The organism is Thalassotalea sp. G20_0 (assembly GCF_017744175.1).
GTDB lineage: Bacteria > Pseudomonadota > Gammaproteobacteria > Pseudomonadales > Endozoicomonadaceae > Endozoicomonas.
The window spans coordinates 1-15,439 of the sequence record NZ_JAGHQV010000042.1; the positions used below are offsets into that span (position 1 = coordinate 1).

Consider the following 15,439-nt stretch of genomic DNA (forward strand, 5'->3'; position numbering starts at 1 on the left):
TACCGGACGACCCTGTGGAGGCCGCACTCTCTGAGTGGCTGGAAGCCCAGGGGCGGAATCCGTTTATGGAAATTACCGTGCCGGATGCGGCGATCCGCCTGATACAGGCTTGTGGTCGTCTATTGCGAACGGAGCAGGATCGTGGTCGCATCACGATTATGGATCGACGGCTGGTTACCGCCAGATATGGTCAGATGATCATGAACTCACTGCCGCCGTTTAACCGGATTATTGAGCCAGCTGCGGCGGTTATGATGAGATAAAGGTTTTGAAGGAGGCCACTGCTACCTGTCGGCAGCAGTGGCCGGATGGACCCCAGGGTAAATTATCCGAGAATATTCTGGTTTATACCGACCATTCCCAGCATTACGCAAAGGCTGATTTTTTCTGTAGATCCCAGCAGTGGGACTTTTCAGAACTACCAAGGCTTAGAAATGAGTATGGGACCTTGTTACAATATTTATTTCACACAATTTAAAAGACAGATGCTGTTCAATATTGACGGTCTTGCTGCATTTTAAATGTATAAATGTGCAGCATATTCTTCAGGAGTCTTGGGAATCAAAAGGTGGGCGAGTTTATTGTTAATCAGAAAAAATCGGCCTTCGCGTAAGCCTTTGCTACCATGTAGGGACCAAGGTAGGCTGCAACGCTCAATCCTGTGAAATACTCGGCAGTGCCACCAACTCAGGTAAACTCCACGCTTGAATGGCAAGTAACTTCATATAGATCAAAATTGCTTATTAAAAATACATCTCAGAAAAACTGAATTGTGTTGAGTTGAAAGGCTAGGCTGGTTTCGCAAACAGTTTAACTCACTCGTTCCTTGGTAGGCAGAATAGTCAGACTGATAACTGTTTGGGCACTCGGCCTATGTTCCTTTTTGATCGCACGGAACTGACGTCTAGTCTAATAAAACGTTAACGCTAAGGAGTCATAACTTGGATACAACGGTAAGTAATGTATCTTATGAATTAATACCTCTGCAATCTCAGAACGAGGATCAAACAGCTTCCAGTAAAAATACAGGAGGATTCTTTAGAACCTTAAATCAAAACAGAAGCGTTGCTATTGGTCTCGGTGTGGCCTTTATCGGAGGCGCGGCATTAGGGGCATTAGGGATGTGGGCTGGATTGGAGGGCGTTAAGTGCGAATGTAAAGATAATAAGAACCTGCCCGTGCGCAATACCACTAACACCAATGGCAATTCGGACCTCACTGGTCCTGGAGGTACTCCGGCTCTTCATACCCACAGTGGTAGAAGTATAACTGTCAGCAACACCATTCACCCTGTCACCCAGCAATTAATAGCCGCCAGCATAACAACCCCCCCTAAATTCGAAGTAAGTGCTACGCATTCTTCCTGGACTTCTTCAGTGTCAACATCCAATGCTTATCTGGGTGGGAGCAGCACCAAACCTACAAGCAAACCTAAGTGATGGTGGTAACTGCTCCTGTTTATATTCTGCGACTCAATGGTGGCAGGATGAAAGGAAGAAAAGCACGGCGTGTGTAGTATTTGTTGATTTTTGGGCACTGTGCTGTTTATCCGACAATAGAGACAGGATTTTGTTCCCGTTTTCTAACCGATCAGGTTCAATATTTACCGCTCATAGTAAGCCACAACCCTGTCAGCAAGTTTCGATCGTTCACAGCCGGCTCCATTGGACGCCTCCAGAACAAAATTGTAAGCCTTTGCTACCATGTAGGGACTAAGGTAGGCAGCAACGCTGAATCCTGTGAAATACCCGATAGCGCCACCAACCGCTACACCAATATACTGACCTTCTGTTATCCGACCTCCTGTTAATTGACCTTCTGGTCCTTCTATCATCCCTCCTAACATCGCACCTGCGGCACCCAGAGTGAAACACCCGACGTGAGCGGCAACTTGCGTGATTATCACTGATGCACTGCCCATTGCGATCGCTGACAATGTGGCCAGAACACGCTCGGTTTTTCGGGTTTTCAGTAACGGCCCATCGTATCTGTTGTTTTGTTCCGATATCTGGGACCCTTTATTAGGGTACATATCAATAGACACTTCTTTGCCAGAATGCCTGGCTTTAGTTTCAGCCGGAAAACTGATTACAGTTGACGGATTGTATTGTTTGGTGAAATAAGATTCGGTGGTTTCGTTAGCATTCATATAACAGCTCAATTTAAATCGATTGATGAACTAAGGATTTGTCTCAGAATAAATCATTTTACTCAGTCTTGGAAAAGGTCGCCATCCACTGCGTGCAAATCAAAAACGGTTTTAGCTTTTCGGGTAGCACCTGCAGAAATATGGATGTGATTTTAGAGCAGTTTTTAAAAGCAATAAGCTATTGAGATAAATTACTTTTCAATAACATGACGGTTAGAATTGATAACGTCCAACGGATATAATAAGGGATCAGGTTGAATGCAACAGATTCAATTAATAAAGAGTGCCAATAAAAAGAAAATTGCAAAAACAGAGCATAAAGAACGCTGCGGCGGTTACAGCGATTTATTATTAACAATTCAGATTGCGTTGGGCTTATGCCTTTCTTGATGTTGGCACCTCCCCCTCATAATGAGCGACAATTCTATCAGCAAGACTGGACCTTTCAAAGCCATGGCCATTTGTCGCCTCCAGGACCTCATTGTAAACCTTTGCTACCCAACAAGGGATAAAGTAGGCTGTCACGGTTAAACCTATAAAAGCCCCAATAGAGCAACCGATCACGCTACCAAGAAACATACCCTTAGGCCCTGCTATCAGCCCACCCGTGGCACAAATGCCACCCAAAATGCCAGCCCCACAGGAAGCGACAATTGGCATGATGAATAATACTGATGCAACACCCGTCGCGATTGCTGACAATGTGGCCAGGACACGCTTGGTTTTTCGGGCTTGCAGTGGCCGACCCTCATAGCCATTGTCCCCTTCAGGTATATGGCGGCCTTCATCGGGTTGCGCCACACTTGTTACTGTTTTTCCGGAAAGTTTGCCAGAAAGAGTTGCTTCATCTGGTCCCGGAAAAGGGGGCTGGGAGGGCAGAGCATACTGACCTGTTGTATCAGGCAGATCGTAACCGTCAGGAATCATATTACACCTCCATTTGTATAGATTGATTCGCAATGTTTCATTAGATGTAAATTGTTAAAGTCACACCCTTAGTTGTTGCATTTGATGGTATTAAGATATTAACAAGTACTTCAATAACATGAATGTCAGAATTACTATCATCCAGCGGGTGCAATGAGGAATCGGGCTGAAACAAGACTGACCAAATGAATAATACGTACCAACAAAAAGAAAATAAAAAAATGGTGCATAAAAAAATGGCTGCAGTGATTGCAGCCATTTTTATATTAACAATGCTCAGGTTTACAAAGCCTTGATTGCCTCCAGCTGTTCTTCCAGCTTGGCTCTGGCGGCTTGAGCTTCAGCCAGTTTGGCCTGCTCTTTGGCAACCACGTCGGCGGGTGCCTTGCTGATGAATTTCTCGTTGTTTAACTTGCCTTCAAAGCGGGCCACGTCTTTGGCAAACCGCTCAATCTCCTTATTGAGTCGGGCAGACTCTTTGTCCTTGTCGATCAGGCCAGCCATTGGTACCAGGACTTCCATGGAGCCTACCAGCTGAGTGGTTGCCATGGGGGCTTCTTCACCGGCGGCCAGAACCCTGATGTCTTCCAGTTTGGCCAGGGACTTCAGGAAGGTCTGGTTGTCATTCAGGCGGGCAACGTCGTCTGCAGAGGTGTTACGCAGCAGTACATTCAGCGGCTTGCCTGGGCCAATGTTCAACTCGGCACGAACGTTACGGATACCGGTGATAAACGATTTGAGCCACTCAATATCACGCTCAGCCGTTTCATCAATACGGGCCGGGTCAGACACCGGGTAGCTCTGCAGCATCAGGGTGTCACCGGCAACGCCAGCACTGTGCTTGATGTTCTGCCAGATCGCTTCAGTGATATAAGGCATAAACGGATGGGCCAGGCGCATAATGGCCTCCAGAACCCGAACCAGTGTACGACGGGTGCCACGCTTGCGTTCTGCCGGTGCATGCTCATCCCACAATACCGGTTTGGACAGCTCCAGGTACCAGGCACAGTACTCATTCCAGACAAAGTCGTAGAGGTTCTGGGACGCGTGATCGAGACGAAACTCGGACAGGTTTTTTTCGATCTGGGCTTCAACCCGCTGCAGTCGGGAAATAATCCAGCGATCGGCCAGGGTAAGTTCAACAGGCTCATCACCATTACCGCAGTCTTGATCATCAGTGTGCATTTTAACGTAATTGGCGGCATTCCAGATCTTGTTGCAGAAGTTCCGGTAGCCTTCCAGACGGTTCATATCCCAGTTGATATCACGGCCGGTGGAGGCCAGTGAGTACAGGGTGTATCTCAGGGCGTCAGTACCGTGGGCAGAAATACCGTCAGGGAAAGTGCTGCGGGTACGCTTCTCAATCTTCTCCGCCAGCTGCGGCTGCATCATATTGCCGCAGCGTTTCTCAACCAGAGCTTCCAGGTCGATACCGTCAATCATATCCAGAGGGTCAAGGACGTTACCCTTGGACTTGGACATTTTGTCGCCATGCTCATCCCGGATCAGACCCGTCACGTAAACGTACTTGAACGGCACCTGTGGCTTGCCGTCTTCATCTTTCATAAAGTGCATGGTCATCATGATCATTCTGGCGACCCAGAAGAAGATAATGTCAAAACCGGTGACCAGCACATCGGTGGGGTGGAAGGTGTTCAGACGATCGGTCGGCTCTGGCCAGCCCAGGGTGCCAAAAGTCCAGAGTGCCGAAGAGAACCAGGTATCCAGAACATCGTCATCCTGTGTCAGGACAACAGGCGTCGGGATGTTGTGCTTTTCCCGTACTTCGGCTTCATTGCGACCAACGTAAACATTGCCGGCATCGTCATACCAGGCAGGAATCCTGTGTCCCCACCAGAGCTGACGGGAGATACACCAGTCCTGAATATCACGCATCCAGGAGAAGTACATGTTCTCGTACTGTTTGGGCACGAACTGAATACGGCCGTCTTCTACCGCTTCAATAGCCGGTTTGGCCAGCGGCGCAGCGCGGACAAACCACTGGTCAGTCAGCAGCGGCTCAATCACCACGCCGGAACGGTCACCGTAAGGCACCATCAGGGTATGGTCATCGATTTTTTCCAGCAGACCAAGGGTATCCAGGTCTGCGACGATCTGCTTACGGGCAGCAAAGCGCTCCATGCCCCGGTAGGCTTCAGGAATAGCGGTATCAATGGATTGATTAACCGTACCGTCAATATTGTAGGCTTCTCCCTGCTGCCGGATATCGCCGTTCAGGGTCATAACATTGATCATTGGCAGGTTGCAGCGCTTGCCAACTTCGTGGTCATTAAAGTCGTGGGCCGGGGTGATTTTTACGCAGCCGGTGCCTTTTTCCATATCGGCGTGTTCATCAGCGACAATCGGGATGCGACGGTTGACCAGGGGCAGAATAACCGTTTTTCCGATCAGGGCCTGGTAACGCTCATCTTCCGGGTTAACCGCCACACCGGTATCCCCCAGCATGGTTTCCGGACGGGTGGTGGCAACCACGATATAGTCTTTGCCCTCTGCGGTTTTCTCTCCATCCGCCAGTGGATAGCGCAGATGCCACATGTTGCCTTTGACTTCTTTGTTTTCCACTTCCAGATCGGAGATGGCGGTGTGCAGTTTTGGATCCCAGTTCACCAGACGCTTGCCCCGGTAGATCAGGTCGTCTTCATAGAGGCGGACAAAGACCTCCTGAACAGCGGCATAGAAGCCCTTGTCCATGGTGAAGCGCTCGGTATCCCAATCAACAGATGCCCCCAGGCGACGAAGCTGACGGGTGATGGTGCCGCCGGACGCTTCCTTCCACTCCCAGATTTTATCGGTAAAGGCTTCACGTCCGTAGTCGTGACGGGTTTTGCCTTCTTCAGCCAGGATCTTGCGTTCAACCACCATCTGGGTTGCGATACCCGCATGATCAGTACCCACCTGCCAGAGCGTGTTGCAGCCTTTCATCCGGTGGTAGCGGATCAGGGCATCCATAATGGAGTCTTGGAAGGCATGGCCCATGTGCAGGCTGCCGGTGACATTGGGAGGGGGGATCATAATGGAGTAGGGCGTGCGGTCACCGCGCTGGTCAGAAGCCGGCGCAAAATAGCCTTTCTCTTCCCAGTTTTGATACAGCGTGCGTTCGATGGCTTGGGGGTTGAACGTCTTTTCCATAACTGCTTTTCCAGTAGAGGTTCCAACTGTTCCCGGAACTCCTGAAGAGCAGGGGGCTCCGGGTTTGGATAAACCGGTGATTATACACCGTGGGGCTGGATCAGGAAGAACCTTCATCGCGGCAGCCGGGTTTTTTGGCCATTATTGGCCCATGGAAAGTACCGAATCAGCTGTTATTTTAAGTATTCATGATATTGGTAACCACAAAGGATATTTCACTATGAGCATCACGCCTTTGTGGCTTATATCAATATCAGGCAATCGCTTCACGAATGTCTACGGTGTTGTTTTCTGCAGGTTCGCTCTCCAGTTTGACCTCCTGCAGGATTTCAGGCTTGCCTTTAAGAGCTTTGGCGAGAATATCCTTGTTCCGTGACAGCAGCAGGCCGATCTCTTCCGCCAGTTGTTCATCGATCTTGAAATTGGCTTCCAGCATACCCGTGATACCGTCAGCCAGCTCCAGCATACGGTCGTGTTCTTCTGCGGCTTTCTTATCAGTAAACATGCTTCCGTCCCGGTCAACTCGCCACATGGGGGTAATGGACATGGGCTTCCTCCTGTAATGGGTTCTTTGTACTGTATATAAATACAGTTATTTTGTCCAGAAGGCTGTCCGGGAATCAGCTATTCAATTTCCAGCTCAAGTCAGGTCTAAAACTCTGGTAGCCAGCCCTGCCAGGTATACTGTGACCTTGGGTTCAGAGGATTTGACACGAAAAGCCTTGGTCTGTGGGCTTTTCAGGCTGATTTCCTGGTTGTGAACGCGCGGGTTCAGGTATCTGCTTCGGCACGAACATTACGGCCTCTAGCTGGCGGTCATCGTCGGTACAGTAGGGACGCTTCTCACAAACCACGGCAATACCTCGTTCTTTCAGCACTTTCTGCGCTTTCGACGAAGCCAGTGTTTTCTGCGTCAAGGTCCCTGGATTCATTCGTATTCCCTGGCTCTTCAGCCGCTGCACCTCTTGCTCCAATGCCTGTTGTGTTGACGGGCTTAGCAGCGATGGGTTATGCCTGTACTGCATCTTTTCCAGCAGCGTCATGTCGGCCGGAATCTCTACCTGGTGGAGATCATACCAGCTGTTATGAATGCCATAAGTGATGCCTTTGCTCTGATCAGCCCTGCAAGCCTGGTGGTAGGGGTCTGAACAGACAATAATTCCAGCGGCCTGAGCAATTGTGCGCCGAACATTGTCATCAATAAACCGGTTCATTCTTTCCACTGGCTCAGTTGTCCATTCAAAGTGCTCAGAAATCTCTGAGCCATTGTCAATCAGACCGTAGACCTCGGTATATTTTTTTTCGCGGTGATCGTTGGGTTTCCCGGTTACTTGCGCCAGATCAGCCGCACCGTGCATGGCGGCTACCAGATGCCGTTGAAATTCAGTCCCGTTGCCAGGCCCGGAGGTAAAATCCCAGGGCAACTGCGTCGGCAGGTCAAGACGTGTAGCGTCAAACCCCCCGACCGCTAATCCGGGAAAATCAGCCCCAACCCCGCAACAACGGATAATGTCCATACGACCTGCAAAGCGTAATATGCGCAGATACCAGCGCACGGAGTCAGACAGGTTCTGCTCATATGCGCCATTGACATCATTTTCCTTGCTGACCATCGCCTTTGCCATATCCTTCAGCAGCGGTTCAGGATAGTGCCCGGTCAGGTCCCGTTTGAAGTAGTCAGCTGACTTTCTTTCTTCCGCTGATTTGTCGACATCTTCGGCAGCAGCATCATGGTAGATAATCGCCAGCGCCAGGAGTTCTTTTTCTTCCGGGCGCAGGTAATGCAGCTGAAATTTTTTCAGCAATTCCATATACCAGAGCCCATTATTCCTGGCCCGCAGGACATGACTGCAGCTGTGCAGCGGTTTCCACACGGTTGGCAAGGTATGTCTGCCAAGGCTCTGGATCACGCGTTCCGGTCCCGGACGGCGGTAATAATGCTGCAATACCTTCAGGATGGTGCTTTCATTATCGCCGACATTATCAGGCAGGATGGGCGGTTTGCTGAACGCGTCCACCATAAACTGTAATGCCGCTGGTACCTCGGTTTCCACAGGTGCCGCCAATGGGCAAGCATCGTCCGCCAGACCGAGCGATTGTTTCAGATCCGCGATTTCCAGATTGGCCTGTCGGACATGCTCTGACCAATTCAGGTAGAAAGGATGCTTGTTTCGTTGCTCCCATAGTCCTTCAAACCATTGGATGAACCCAGCCACGGATAAATTACCAATAACCTTACTACCGTCACGGCACCAATCGTCCAGATTACATTTAACCCTGGCCTTAATATCTTTGTTCAGGGAAGCTCCATAATGAAACAGGGCGAGTAGGTGGGACTCAAAGATATCAAGGTTTAAAGGGTAACCAAGGTAATCACATAGTAGCTCTTCAAGACGGCTCTGCCGTTGCTGCTGATTGAGCGCCCGGCAGATTCGGTCAAATTCAACGACGCTTCCCGAACAACCGTTCAACGGCAACCACTTGAGATCTTCCAGGCTCAGGAACTCAAATGGAGCAAAGGCGGCCACCATATAATTCATTGTGCACGCTCGCATTACCGCCGATTCTGGCCTGCTTAGCGTCTGGTAAAAAACCGAAGTAACCTTCTGATCCATCCTTGACCCGCTCTGCAGAAGCAACTGAAGTAAACGGCGAGCTTCTTCCTCTTGTTCCCGGATTTGCTCCTGTCCAGGCTGATCATTTCTGAGCATTTCAGCTTTCAGAAACTCGTAAAGCAACGATGTAACACGTCCTTTATGAAAAAAACGATTGTGAATTGGCAAGCCACTCTGTTTTAATTCCAGAAGCCTCTCGGAACTGTAACAACAGGGACCATTCACCAGCTTGATGGCCTGTTGCAATTTGTGAAAAACATCCGGTGAGGCGGTTAATTCCGAACTCAGTGCCTCTGTACGCAAAGGCATTGGCAGCAGATTCAGCATGGCTCTCAAATTTTCCCGGTCTATGCCCTGTGAGAATGCAAAATCATCCAGAGAATGCTCATTCAGGGCCAGGTGTTTACTGTCCAGCTCATCATCAAAACAAACCTGTACAGAACCTGTGCGGTGACAATAAATAACCAGAGGCAACGGTTGTTCAAGCTGCAACACCTCTTCACAATGACGTTTATCCTGCAGGATATCGGCAATATTCATCTGAGTGTCGTGGTAAACACAAAAGCATCTGATGTCTTTCTTGCTGTAGTTGGTAAGCACCAGCTCCGGAAAATCAAGATAATTATAGGCGTCGGAATGATTCAAGATTACCAATCCAGGCAAGCTGAAAGTCCCATCTGCTCGCAGATGTCCCGAGGTGAAAGGAGGATAAACCCTCCAAATGGCTTGATTGGCATTTTCAAGACATTTCTCGTGTAATGATTGCAGATCAGGCAGTAATTTTATTGGCAGTTTATCCGGATCCATGTCGGGCTCCGTATATGAATTATGTTTATAAACATAAAGGCATTGTGGATTAACAATGCCTACCATCCATTTACCAAAACCACCTGGTACGGGTGCTACGGGCATCATCCTCCCCGGCAGGAGGAGGGTGAATGGCCTTGGTGCACCCTTACCCGAAAAGTAATCATTTTCTTTAGTCAATTTAATTCGCCGAAACGCCAGGTACCCGCTCTCTGCTGCCCGAAGTAGCACTTGTCGCTCATCTTCCCTGGGATGCCGGGGTATCAGCTTGCTGGTCGGTTCGCAGGTTATCCATTGGCCAGACACCGCTACCGGCTGGGTGTCAGGCTTTGGTTGGGGATGAGGGTACAGGTTGGCGGAGGTATCCATGCCGCTGATAACATTCATGGTAATTCTCGAGCAAGACTTATTTGGTTCATGATGGAAAACTTATCCTTGCAAAGCGGGGCGGACCATATATGGCCCCGGTTTTGTGAATGGCGAACGCTCGACTTCATTCACTCCTTCCTTTAAATACTGATCGACCCGCTGCTGGTCTTCGGGATAAAGCCGCTTGGATTGTTGGGCGGAATTGGCAAAGTGCTTTTTATCGGCGACAGGTGCTGGAGTGTTTTGGCTCATGGTCATAACTCCCTTTTTTCTGCCAAAACATAGTACATTCTGAGATCGGCGGAAAGCGATAGCAGGGTTTTTAACCGGTTTATCAATCTTTACGGCCGGATTTACAGAGCCTATAGCCAGCGCATCAGCAATATCCAGAGTGCCAATACCCGGGCAGTGCAGGACATCAAGGAGAGTGATAACACCCTCAGCCACAATGGCCTGGAATACCAGCAATGGTCAGTGGCACAACTGGTGTGCTGTGCCCGGGGCCTGCAGACTATGGACCGGGCACTCATGAAGCGGAGGAGTTTGTTCAGACTCCGGTTTAACGAGGGGTTGTGGAAGCAGTCTCTTCAGCTCGCAAGTCACCCAATCAGACTCGGCCAGAACAACGCCGGGTTTATGACAGGAATTGAACTAAGAACTGATATTTTGGTCTGAGGGGTTTAGTACAAATTTCTAACCAGTTTAAGCTGGATGAAATGTTTGATCCTAAGGTTTCCCTGATAGCATCGACATGGAGCAAGGCATGATCAGAGGCGAAGAAATTGTTAATCCACCCGTTCAAATTAAAACACAGGAAGAAACTATCCCCCGTCATGGTCCACAAAGTCATGATGTCGTCCCTTATCTGGAAACTGCTGGCGATGGAACTCATGAACAACAAACCGTCGATCTTTCGAGTCGTACCATTACTGATTTGAGCTCAGGTTTAAACAACTTGCATCTTGAAAATACTTCGTCGTCTACTGTCCTGCACGACCAGGGGGTTCCTGAGGCAAGTGGGCACAATGGACAAGATAACCCTCCCACACAACAGATGGCTCCTCGCAAGCCATATCCAGGTGTTCCCAAGGAAGCAGAATCCAAAATGAATAATGATCCCCCGGGCAATTACTGTGCGAGATATGCCAATATACCGAAGGGGTATGAACCTGAAACTGTCCGGATTGGCAACCAGGAACTGATGACGCTGGATCAATCCTTCGTTGATCCAAACATGGCGGCAGGCCGGGCTTTTGCGGAGGTGTTTAACTTCAGTTTTCTGGCTGATTTTTTGAGCAAAATCGACAACATCGAATACATTGTTGATGTTGGCTGTGATGGCGGAGATTTTTCCCTGACAATGCAAAACTATCTCAGGGAGCGGGGATTCCAGATTAAAGTGATTCCTGTGGAGGTATTCAATTTTTATGACGGTCGTGCAAACGATATCAAGCCATTCCCCATCAACATACTCCCGGCCCAGGAAATTGCGAATGCTTCACCTTTAACCACTTTATTTACCGCCATCCGCCCTTGTACAGGCTCCTCCTCAGATGCAAAAGCACTGAGCAGGGAGATTGCACAGGGCGTTACTGACTTTAACCTCACCACACTGATAAAAAACAATCCAGACTGTTTTGTCCTGACTGCCCAAGGTCCGTATTCCTCACCACAGAATTATATTCCCCCGGAACTGGTTTACACAAAACATTGCATGGTATCTGTCAATCCTTTTTCGCCAGGTGATCATGGGCCAATGGCTCTTCGCAAGGCAAAAGCCGCAGAAATGAACGCAGAAAACAGCGATATTTATCGGTTAAACCAGTTGCTGGCGATACTTCCTGAACAGCGGGATAATTATCTGGCTTCGATTGCTGCAATTAAGGATAAATTGCAATTGCAAATGCTCCGGGAGCCTGAGGTATGTTGGTCAGACATCATCTTCAGGGTGTTTCTTGCAAAAATGTTATCTATTGAGTGGGGTAGGGGTGTCCACATTTACGATGACATAGTATCTGACCTGCAAAGAAATGGCTTTTTGATAGATTGTTGGCATGTATACTGTCAGGATGCCAAAGCCACAGAATTTCAATCTGCGAATCCACCAGTAAGAGTTCAGCCTGAACCGGAAAAGGCTGGATTCCTGGGCTCTTTCTGTAAAATCCTCTGATCAGAAAAAAACCTGCAAATCCTGATAGATACTCAAAGTAAAGCTGCTGTACTATGCGTTTTTTGTCATTTGGTGATACGACAATTCACCGTCTTACTCAGCAATCATTGAATGAAAGGTTTTGCATGTACTTTCGACGTTCCCCTGTTTCCATGGCTGTCTTTGCAGCCCTGGTTTCTGTCAGTGGTCTGACCTCCGCTGCTACGATTGGCCTCCGGGTTGTTGAAACAACCGACCTTCACGCCAATGTCATGGATTTTGATTATTACAAGGGAAAGCCCACCGAACAGTTTGGACTTGCCCGTGTAGCAACACTGGTCAAACAGGCCCGTGCCGAAGTTGAAAACAGTGTTCTGGTGGACAATGGCGATTTGTTGCAGGGCTCGCCAATGGGCGATTACATGGCCGACAAAGGTCTTGAACAAGGGGATATGCACCCGGTCTACAAAGCCATGAACCTGCTCGACTATGACGTAGGTAACATTGGCAACCACGAGTTCAATTACGGTCTGGACTTTCTGAATGAAGCCATTAATGATGCCCGCTTCCCTTATATAAGCGCTAACGTGGTGGATGCCAAAACTGGCAAAAACCTTTACAAACCTTATCTCATCAAGAGCCAGCAGTTTAAGGATTCGGATGGCAAGTTGCAGACCGTCAAGGTTGGCTACATCGGTTTCGTACCACCACAGATCATGCAGTGGGACCGTAAACATCTCGAAGGAAAAGTGGTCGCTTTCGACATCGTTGAGTCGGCAAAAAAGTTCGTGCCACAAATGAAAGCCGAAGGAGCTGATATTATCATTGCCATTCCACACTCCGGCATGAGCAGCGAGCCCTACAAAGCCATGGCGGAAAACTCCACCTACTATCTGTCTCTGGTGGAAGGCATTGATGCCCTTATGTTTGGTCACTCCCACGGCGTTTTTCCGGCAGAGGCTTATGCTGATATCCCCGGCGTAGATGTGGAAAAAGGGACGATCAACGGCGTACCCGCGGTTATGCCAGGTCGCTGGGGCAGCCATCTGGGGCTGGTTGATTTGAAACTGGACAACCGCAGTGGCAAATGGGAAGTGGTTGATGCCCGGGCAACCACACGCGCTATTTTTAATACCAGGACCAATACCTCCAAGGCTAAGTCTTACAGGGACATAGTCAACATCATCAAAGAAGAGCACCAGGGCACCCTGGACTTTGTTAACCAGCCTATTGGCAAGGCTTCTGATCAGATGTACAGCTATCTGTCACTGGTTCAGGACGACCCTACCGTGCAGATCGTGAACAATGCGCAGATAGATTACGTTGAACGCTTTATCCAGGGCGATCCTGATCTGGAAGGTATTCCTGTTATCTCCGCTGCTGCCCCTTTCAAAGCCGGTGGCCGTAAAAATGATCCGGCTGGCTACACCGAGGTGGAGGCAGGCACTCTGACCTTCCGTAATGCTGCCGACCTGTACCTCTATCCCAATACACTGGTTGCCCTGAAAGTGACCGGAAAAGAGGTGAAAAACTGGCTGGAACGCTCCGCAGGTCAGTTCAATCAGATCAATCCTGAAAGTACCGAACCACAACCTCTGCTGAACTGGGATGGTTTCCAGACCTATAACTTTGACGTGATGGATGGGGTTGAGTATCAGATTGATGTGACCCAGCCAGCCCGTTTTGATGCGAACGGTATTCAGGTAAACGACTCTCACCGTATCATCAACCTGACTTATCAGGGTAAACCGGTGAAAGCGGACCAGGCATTTATTATCGCTACCAACAACTATCGCGCTTATGGTGGTGGAAACTTTGCCGGGACGGGGGATAAGTTTGTTGCGTTTGCTTCTCCTGATGAGAACCGTTCGGTTCTTTCTGCGTATATTACGGCTCAGACCAAAAAGAACGGTCAGGTAATACCAAGTGCTGACAACAACTGGCGTCTGGCACCCATCAAGTCAGACAAAAAACTGAACATTACCTTTGAAACCGGTAACTCCAAAAGCGCGGAACGTTTCATTGCAAAACGGGCCGCTTATCCCTTGAAAAAGCAGGGGCAGGACGAAACAGGTTTTGCGCTATACCAGATTGATCTGAGCAACTGAGACTCCCCGCCCTGCCGGGCGAGATCTTCGCCCGAGAACGTTTTTGTTTTGCACCTCGTTCCCACGGTACCCCCGTGGGAATGAACCCCGAACCTCCTCGCAAAGTCAGAGCCTGTCGGGCTCTATTTTATTGGCCAACTACTTAATAGCAATTCCACCTTCTAAACATAAACTGCCCAGCCATTTTGAACAGCTGGATCTTTGTCATGCTTACTTCTGTACTCAGCCCTGCATTTCCTTTCGCGCTCGACGAAATCAGGATCATTCAGGTAGCGCTGCTTTTGACGCTCCCTTTGGCGCTGGGCGTAAACAGGATCATTACGGTAGCGCTGCCTTTGGCGCTCCCTGTTGCGCGCCCTTTCGCGCTCGACGTAAGCGGGATCACTGCGAAGCTTATGTAGGCGCTTCCTTGCGCGCTGGGCGAAATCCGGGTCATTATGGTAGCGCTCCCTTTGGCGCTTCCTTTTGCGCGCCCTTTCGCGCTCGGCGAAATCAGGATCATTCTGGTAGCGCTCCCTTTGGCGCTCCCTTTCGCGCTGGACGTAAGCGGGATCTTTGCGAAGCTTTCTCATGCTCTCCCTTTGGCGCTTCCTTTTGCGCTCAATTTTTGAAGAGTGATAATCAACAATTTCTGTTGTCTGGGCCGTTTGGTTATCACTTGTAGTTTGGTTCAGGTTTAGCGGGTTAACTACAGTACAGGGTTGTAAATATTGTGGTTTAGAGAGTAAGTCAGGAAGATCAGTTAATGGATAATCTGGCTTCAAATGGCTCGCTGGTGTTGGCTCCCTGATCTCAGGCTCACTCCCTGAAAAGTATATTGGCTGAATAAGAGCAATTTTTGGTCTTGATGACAGTTCATCGGGTTCATCAGGTTTCCAGGGGACATATTGATCAAGGACTGATTGTGGTATTTCAGGAATGGCTGTGTAAAAACAGCCTGCTATCTCTAAAAGTGTTAGAGGCCTGATATCATATTTAATCAATGGATCATCGTTATTTTGGGCTATATCTGAATGGTTATGGTAAACAGGAAAAGAAGTATCCAGCGTCTGTACAGACATTCCTTGATATATCGAGGATTGTTCCCTGGCATCAAATCGATATGTTGGTTCTATTAAATCCAATGAGCCGGAACAGAGTTCGCCAAAAGCAGGATCGGATGAAG

General features: G+C 49.0%; 12 protein-coding genes. 5 read left to right on the plus strand and 7 right to left on the minus strand.

All coding sequences use genetic code 11. The annotated features are described in order from the left end of the window. On the plus strand, positions 1-263 hold a 263-nt coding region (locus tag J7438_RS19715; RefSeq protein ID WP_286196736.1), incomplete at its 5' end, for a helicase C-terminal domain-containing protein. A gap of 678 nt (positions 264-941) precedes the next feature. Then, the gene (locus J7438_RS19720; RefSeq protein WP_209277905.1) at positions 942-1,439 is read left to right on the plus strand and encodes a hypothetical protein; all 498 of its coding nucleotides are present in this window, start codon (positions 942-944) and stop codon (positions 1,437-1,439) included. A 164-nt stretch (positions 1,440-1,603) separates the two neighbouring features. Here the strand turns inward: J7438_RS19720 and J7438_RS19725 are convergent, their stop codons facing one another. After that, positions 1,604-2,149 carry a hypothetical protein gene (locus J7438_RS19725; RefSeq protein ID WP_209277906.1) on the minus strand — a complete coding sequence of 182 codons (546 nt, stop codon included), beginning with the start codon at positions 2,147-2,149 and terminating at the stop codon, positions 1,604-1,606. 258 nt (positions 2,150-2,407) lie between these two features. On the opposite strand from J7438_RS19725, the gene J7438_RS27900 reads away from it, so the two are divergent. Continuing rightward, positions 2,408-2,539: a hypothetical protein gene (locus J7438_RS27900; RefSeq protein ID WP_286196738.1), complete on the plus strand. Its 132-nt coding sequence runs from the start codon at positions 2,408-2,410 to the stop codon at positions 2,537-2,539. Here the strand turns inward: J7438_RS27900 and J7438_RS19730 are convergent. The 5 genes from J7438_RS19730 to J7438_RS28445 form a co-directional block, all read right to left on the minus strand. Then, the gene (locus J7438_RS19730) at positions 2,525-3,076 is read right to left on the minus strand and encodes a hypothetical protein (protein WP_209277907.1); all 552 of its coding nucleotides are present in this window, start codon (positions 3,074-3,076) and stop codon (positions 2,525-2,527) included. The two genes, J7438_RS27900 and J7438_RS19730, sit on opposite strands and share 15 nt — an antisense overlap. A gap of 282 nt (positions 3,077-3,358) precedes the next feature. Further along, the gene (locus J7438_RS19735) at positions 3,359-6,226 is read right to left on the minus strand and encodes a valine--tRNA ligase (RefSeq protein WP_209277908.1); all 2,868 of its coding nucleotides are present in this window, start codon (positions 6,224-6,226) and stop codon (positions 3,359-3,361) included. A 253-nt stretch (positions 6,227-6,479) separates the two neighbouring features. Continuing rightward, positions 6,480-6,773, minus strand: a complete 294-nt coding sequence (locus tag J7438_RS19740) for a YebG family protein (RefSeq protein ID WP_209277909.1) — start codon at positions 6,771-6,773, stop codon at positions 6,480-6,482. Positions 6,774-6,924: 151 nt separating this feature from the next. Beyond that, positions 6,925-10,035 carry a hypothetical protein gene (locus tag J7438_RS19745; RefSeq protein WP_209277910.1) on the minus strand — a complete coding sequence of 1,037 codons (3,111 nt, stop codon included), beginning with the start codon at positions 10,033-10,035 and terminating at the stop codon, positions 6,925-6,927. A gap of 42 nt (positions 10,036-10,077) precedes the next feature. Next, complete coding sequence (locus J7438_RS28445; RefSeq protein ID WP_209277911.1) at positions 10,078-10,464, minus strand: DUF3094 family protein; 387 nt, start codon at positions 10,462-10,464, stop codon at positions 10,078-10,080. A gap of 316 nt (positions 10,465-10,780) precedes the next feature. Here J7438_RS28445 and J7438_RS19755 point away from each other — a divergent pair, with 316 nt between their 5' ends. Together J7438_RS19755 and J7438_RS19760 are read left to right on the plus strand one after the other, a co-directional pair. After that, entirely contained in the window at positions 10,781-12,187 is a 1,407-nt protein-coding gene (locus J7438_RS19755) for a hypothetical protein (RefSeq protein WP_209277912.1), read from the plus strand. Between the two features lie 125 nt (positions 12,188-12,312). Next, positions 12,313-14,274: a bifunctional 2',3'-cyclic-nucleotide 2'-phosphodiesterase/3'-nucleotidase gene (locus J7438_RS19760; protein ID WP_209277913.1), complete on the plus strand. Its 1,962-nt coding sequence runs from the start codon at positions 12,313-12,315 to the stop codon at positions 14,272-14,274. Positions 14,275-14,435: 161 nt separating this feature from the next. Here the strand turns inward: J7438_RS19760 and J7438_RS19765 are convergent, their stop codons facing one another. After that, entirely contained in the window at positions 14,436-15,335 is a 900-nt protein-coding gene (locus J7438_RS19765; protein WP_209277914.1) for a hypothetical protein, read from the minus strand. Positions 15,336-15,439 lie beyond the last annotated feature (104 nt).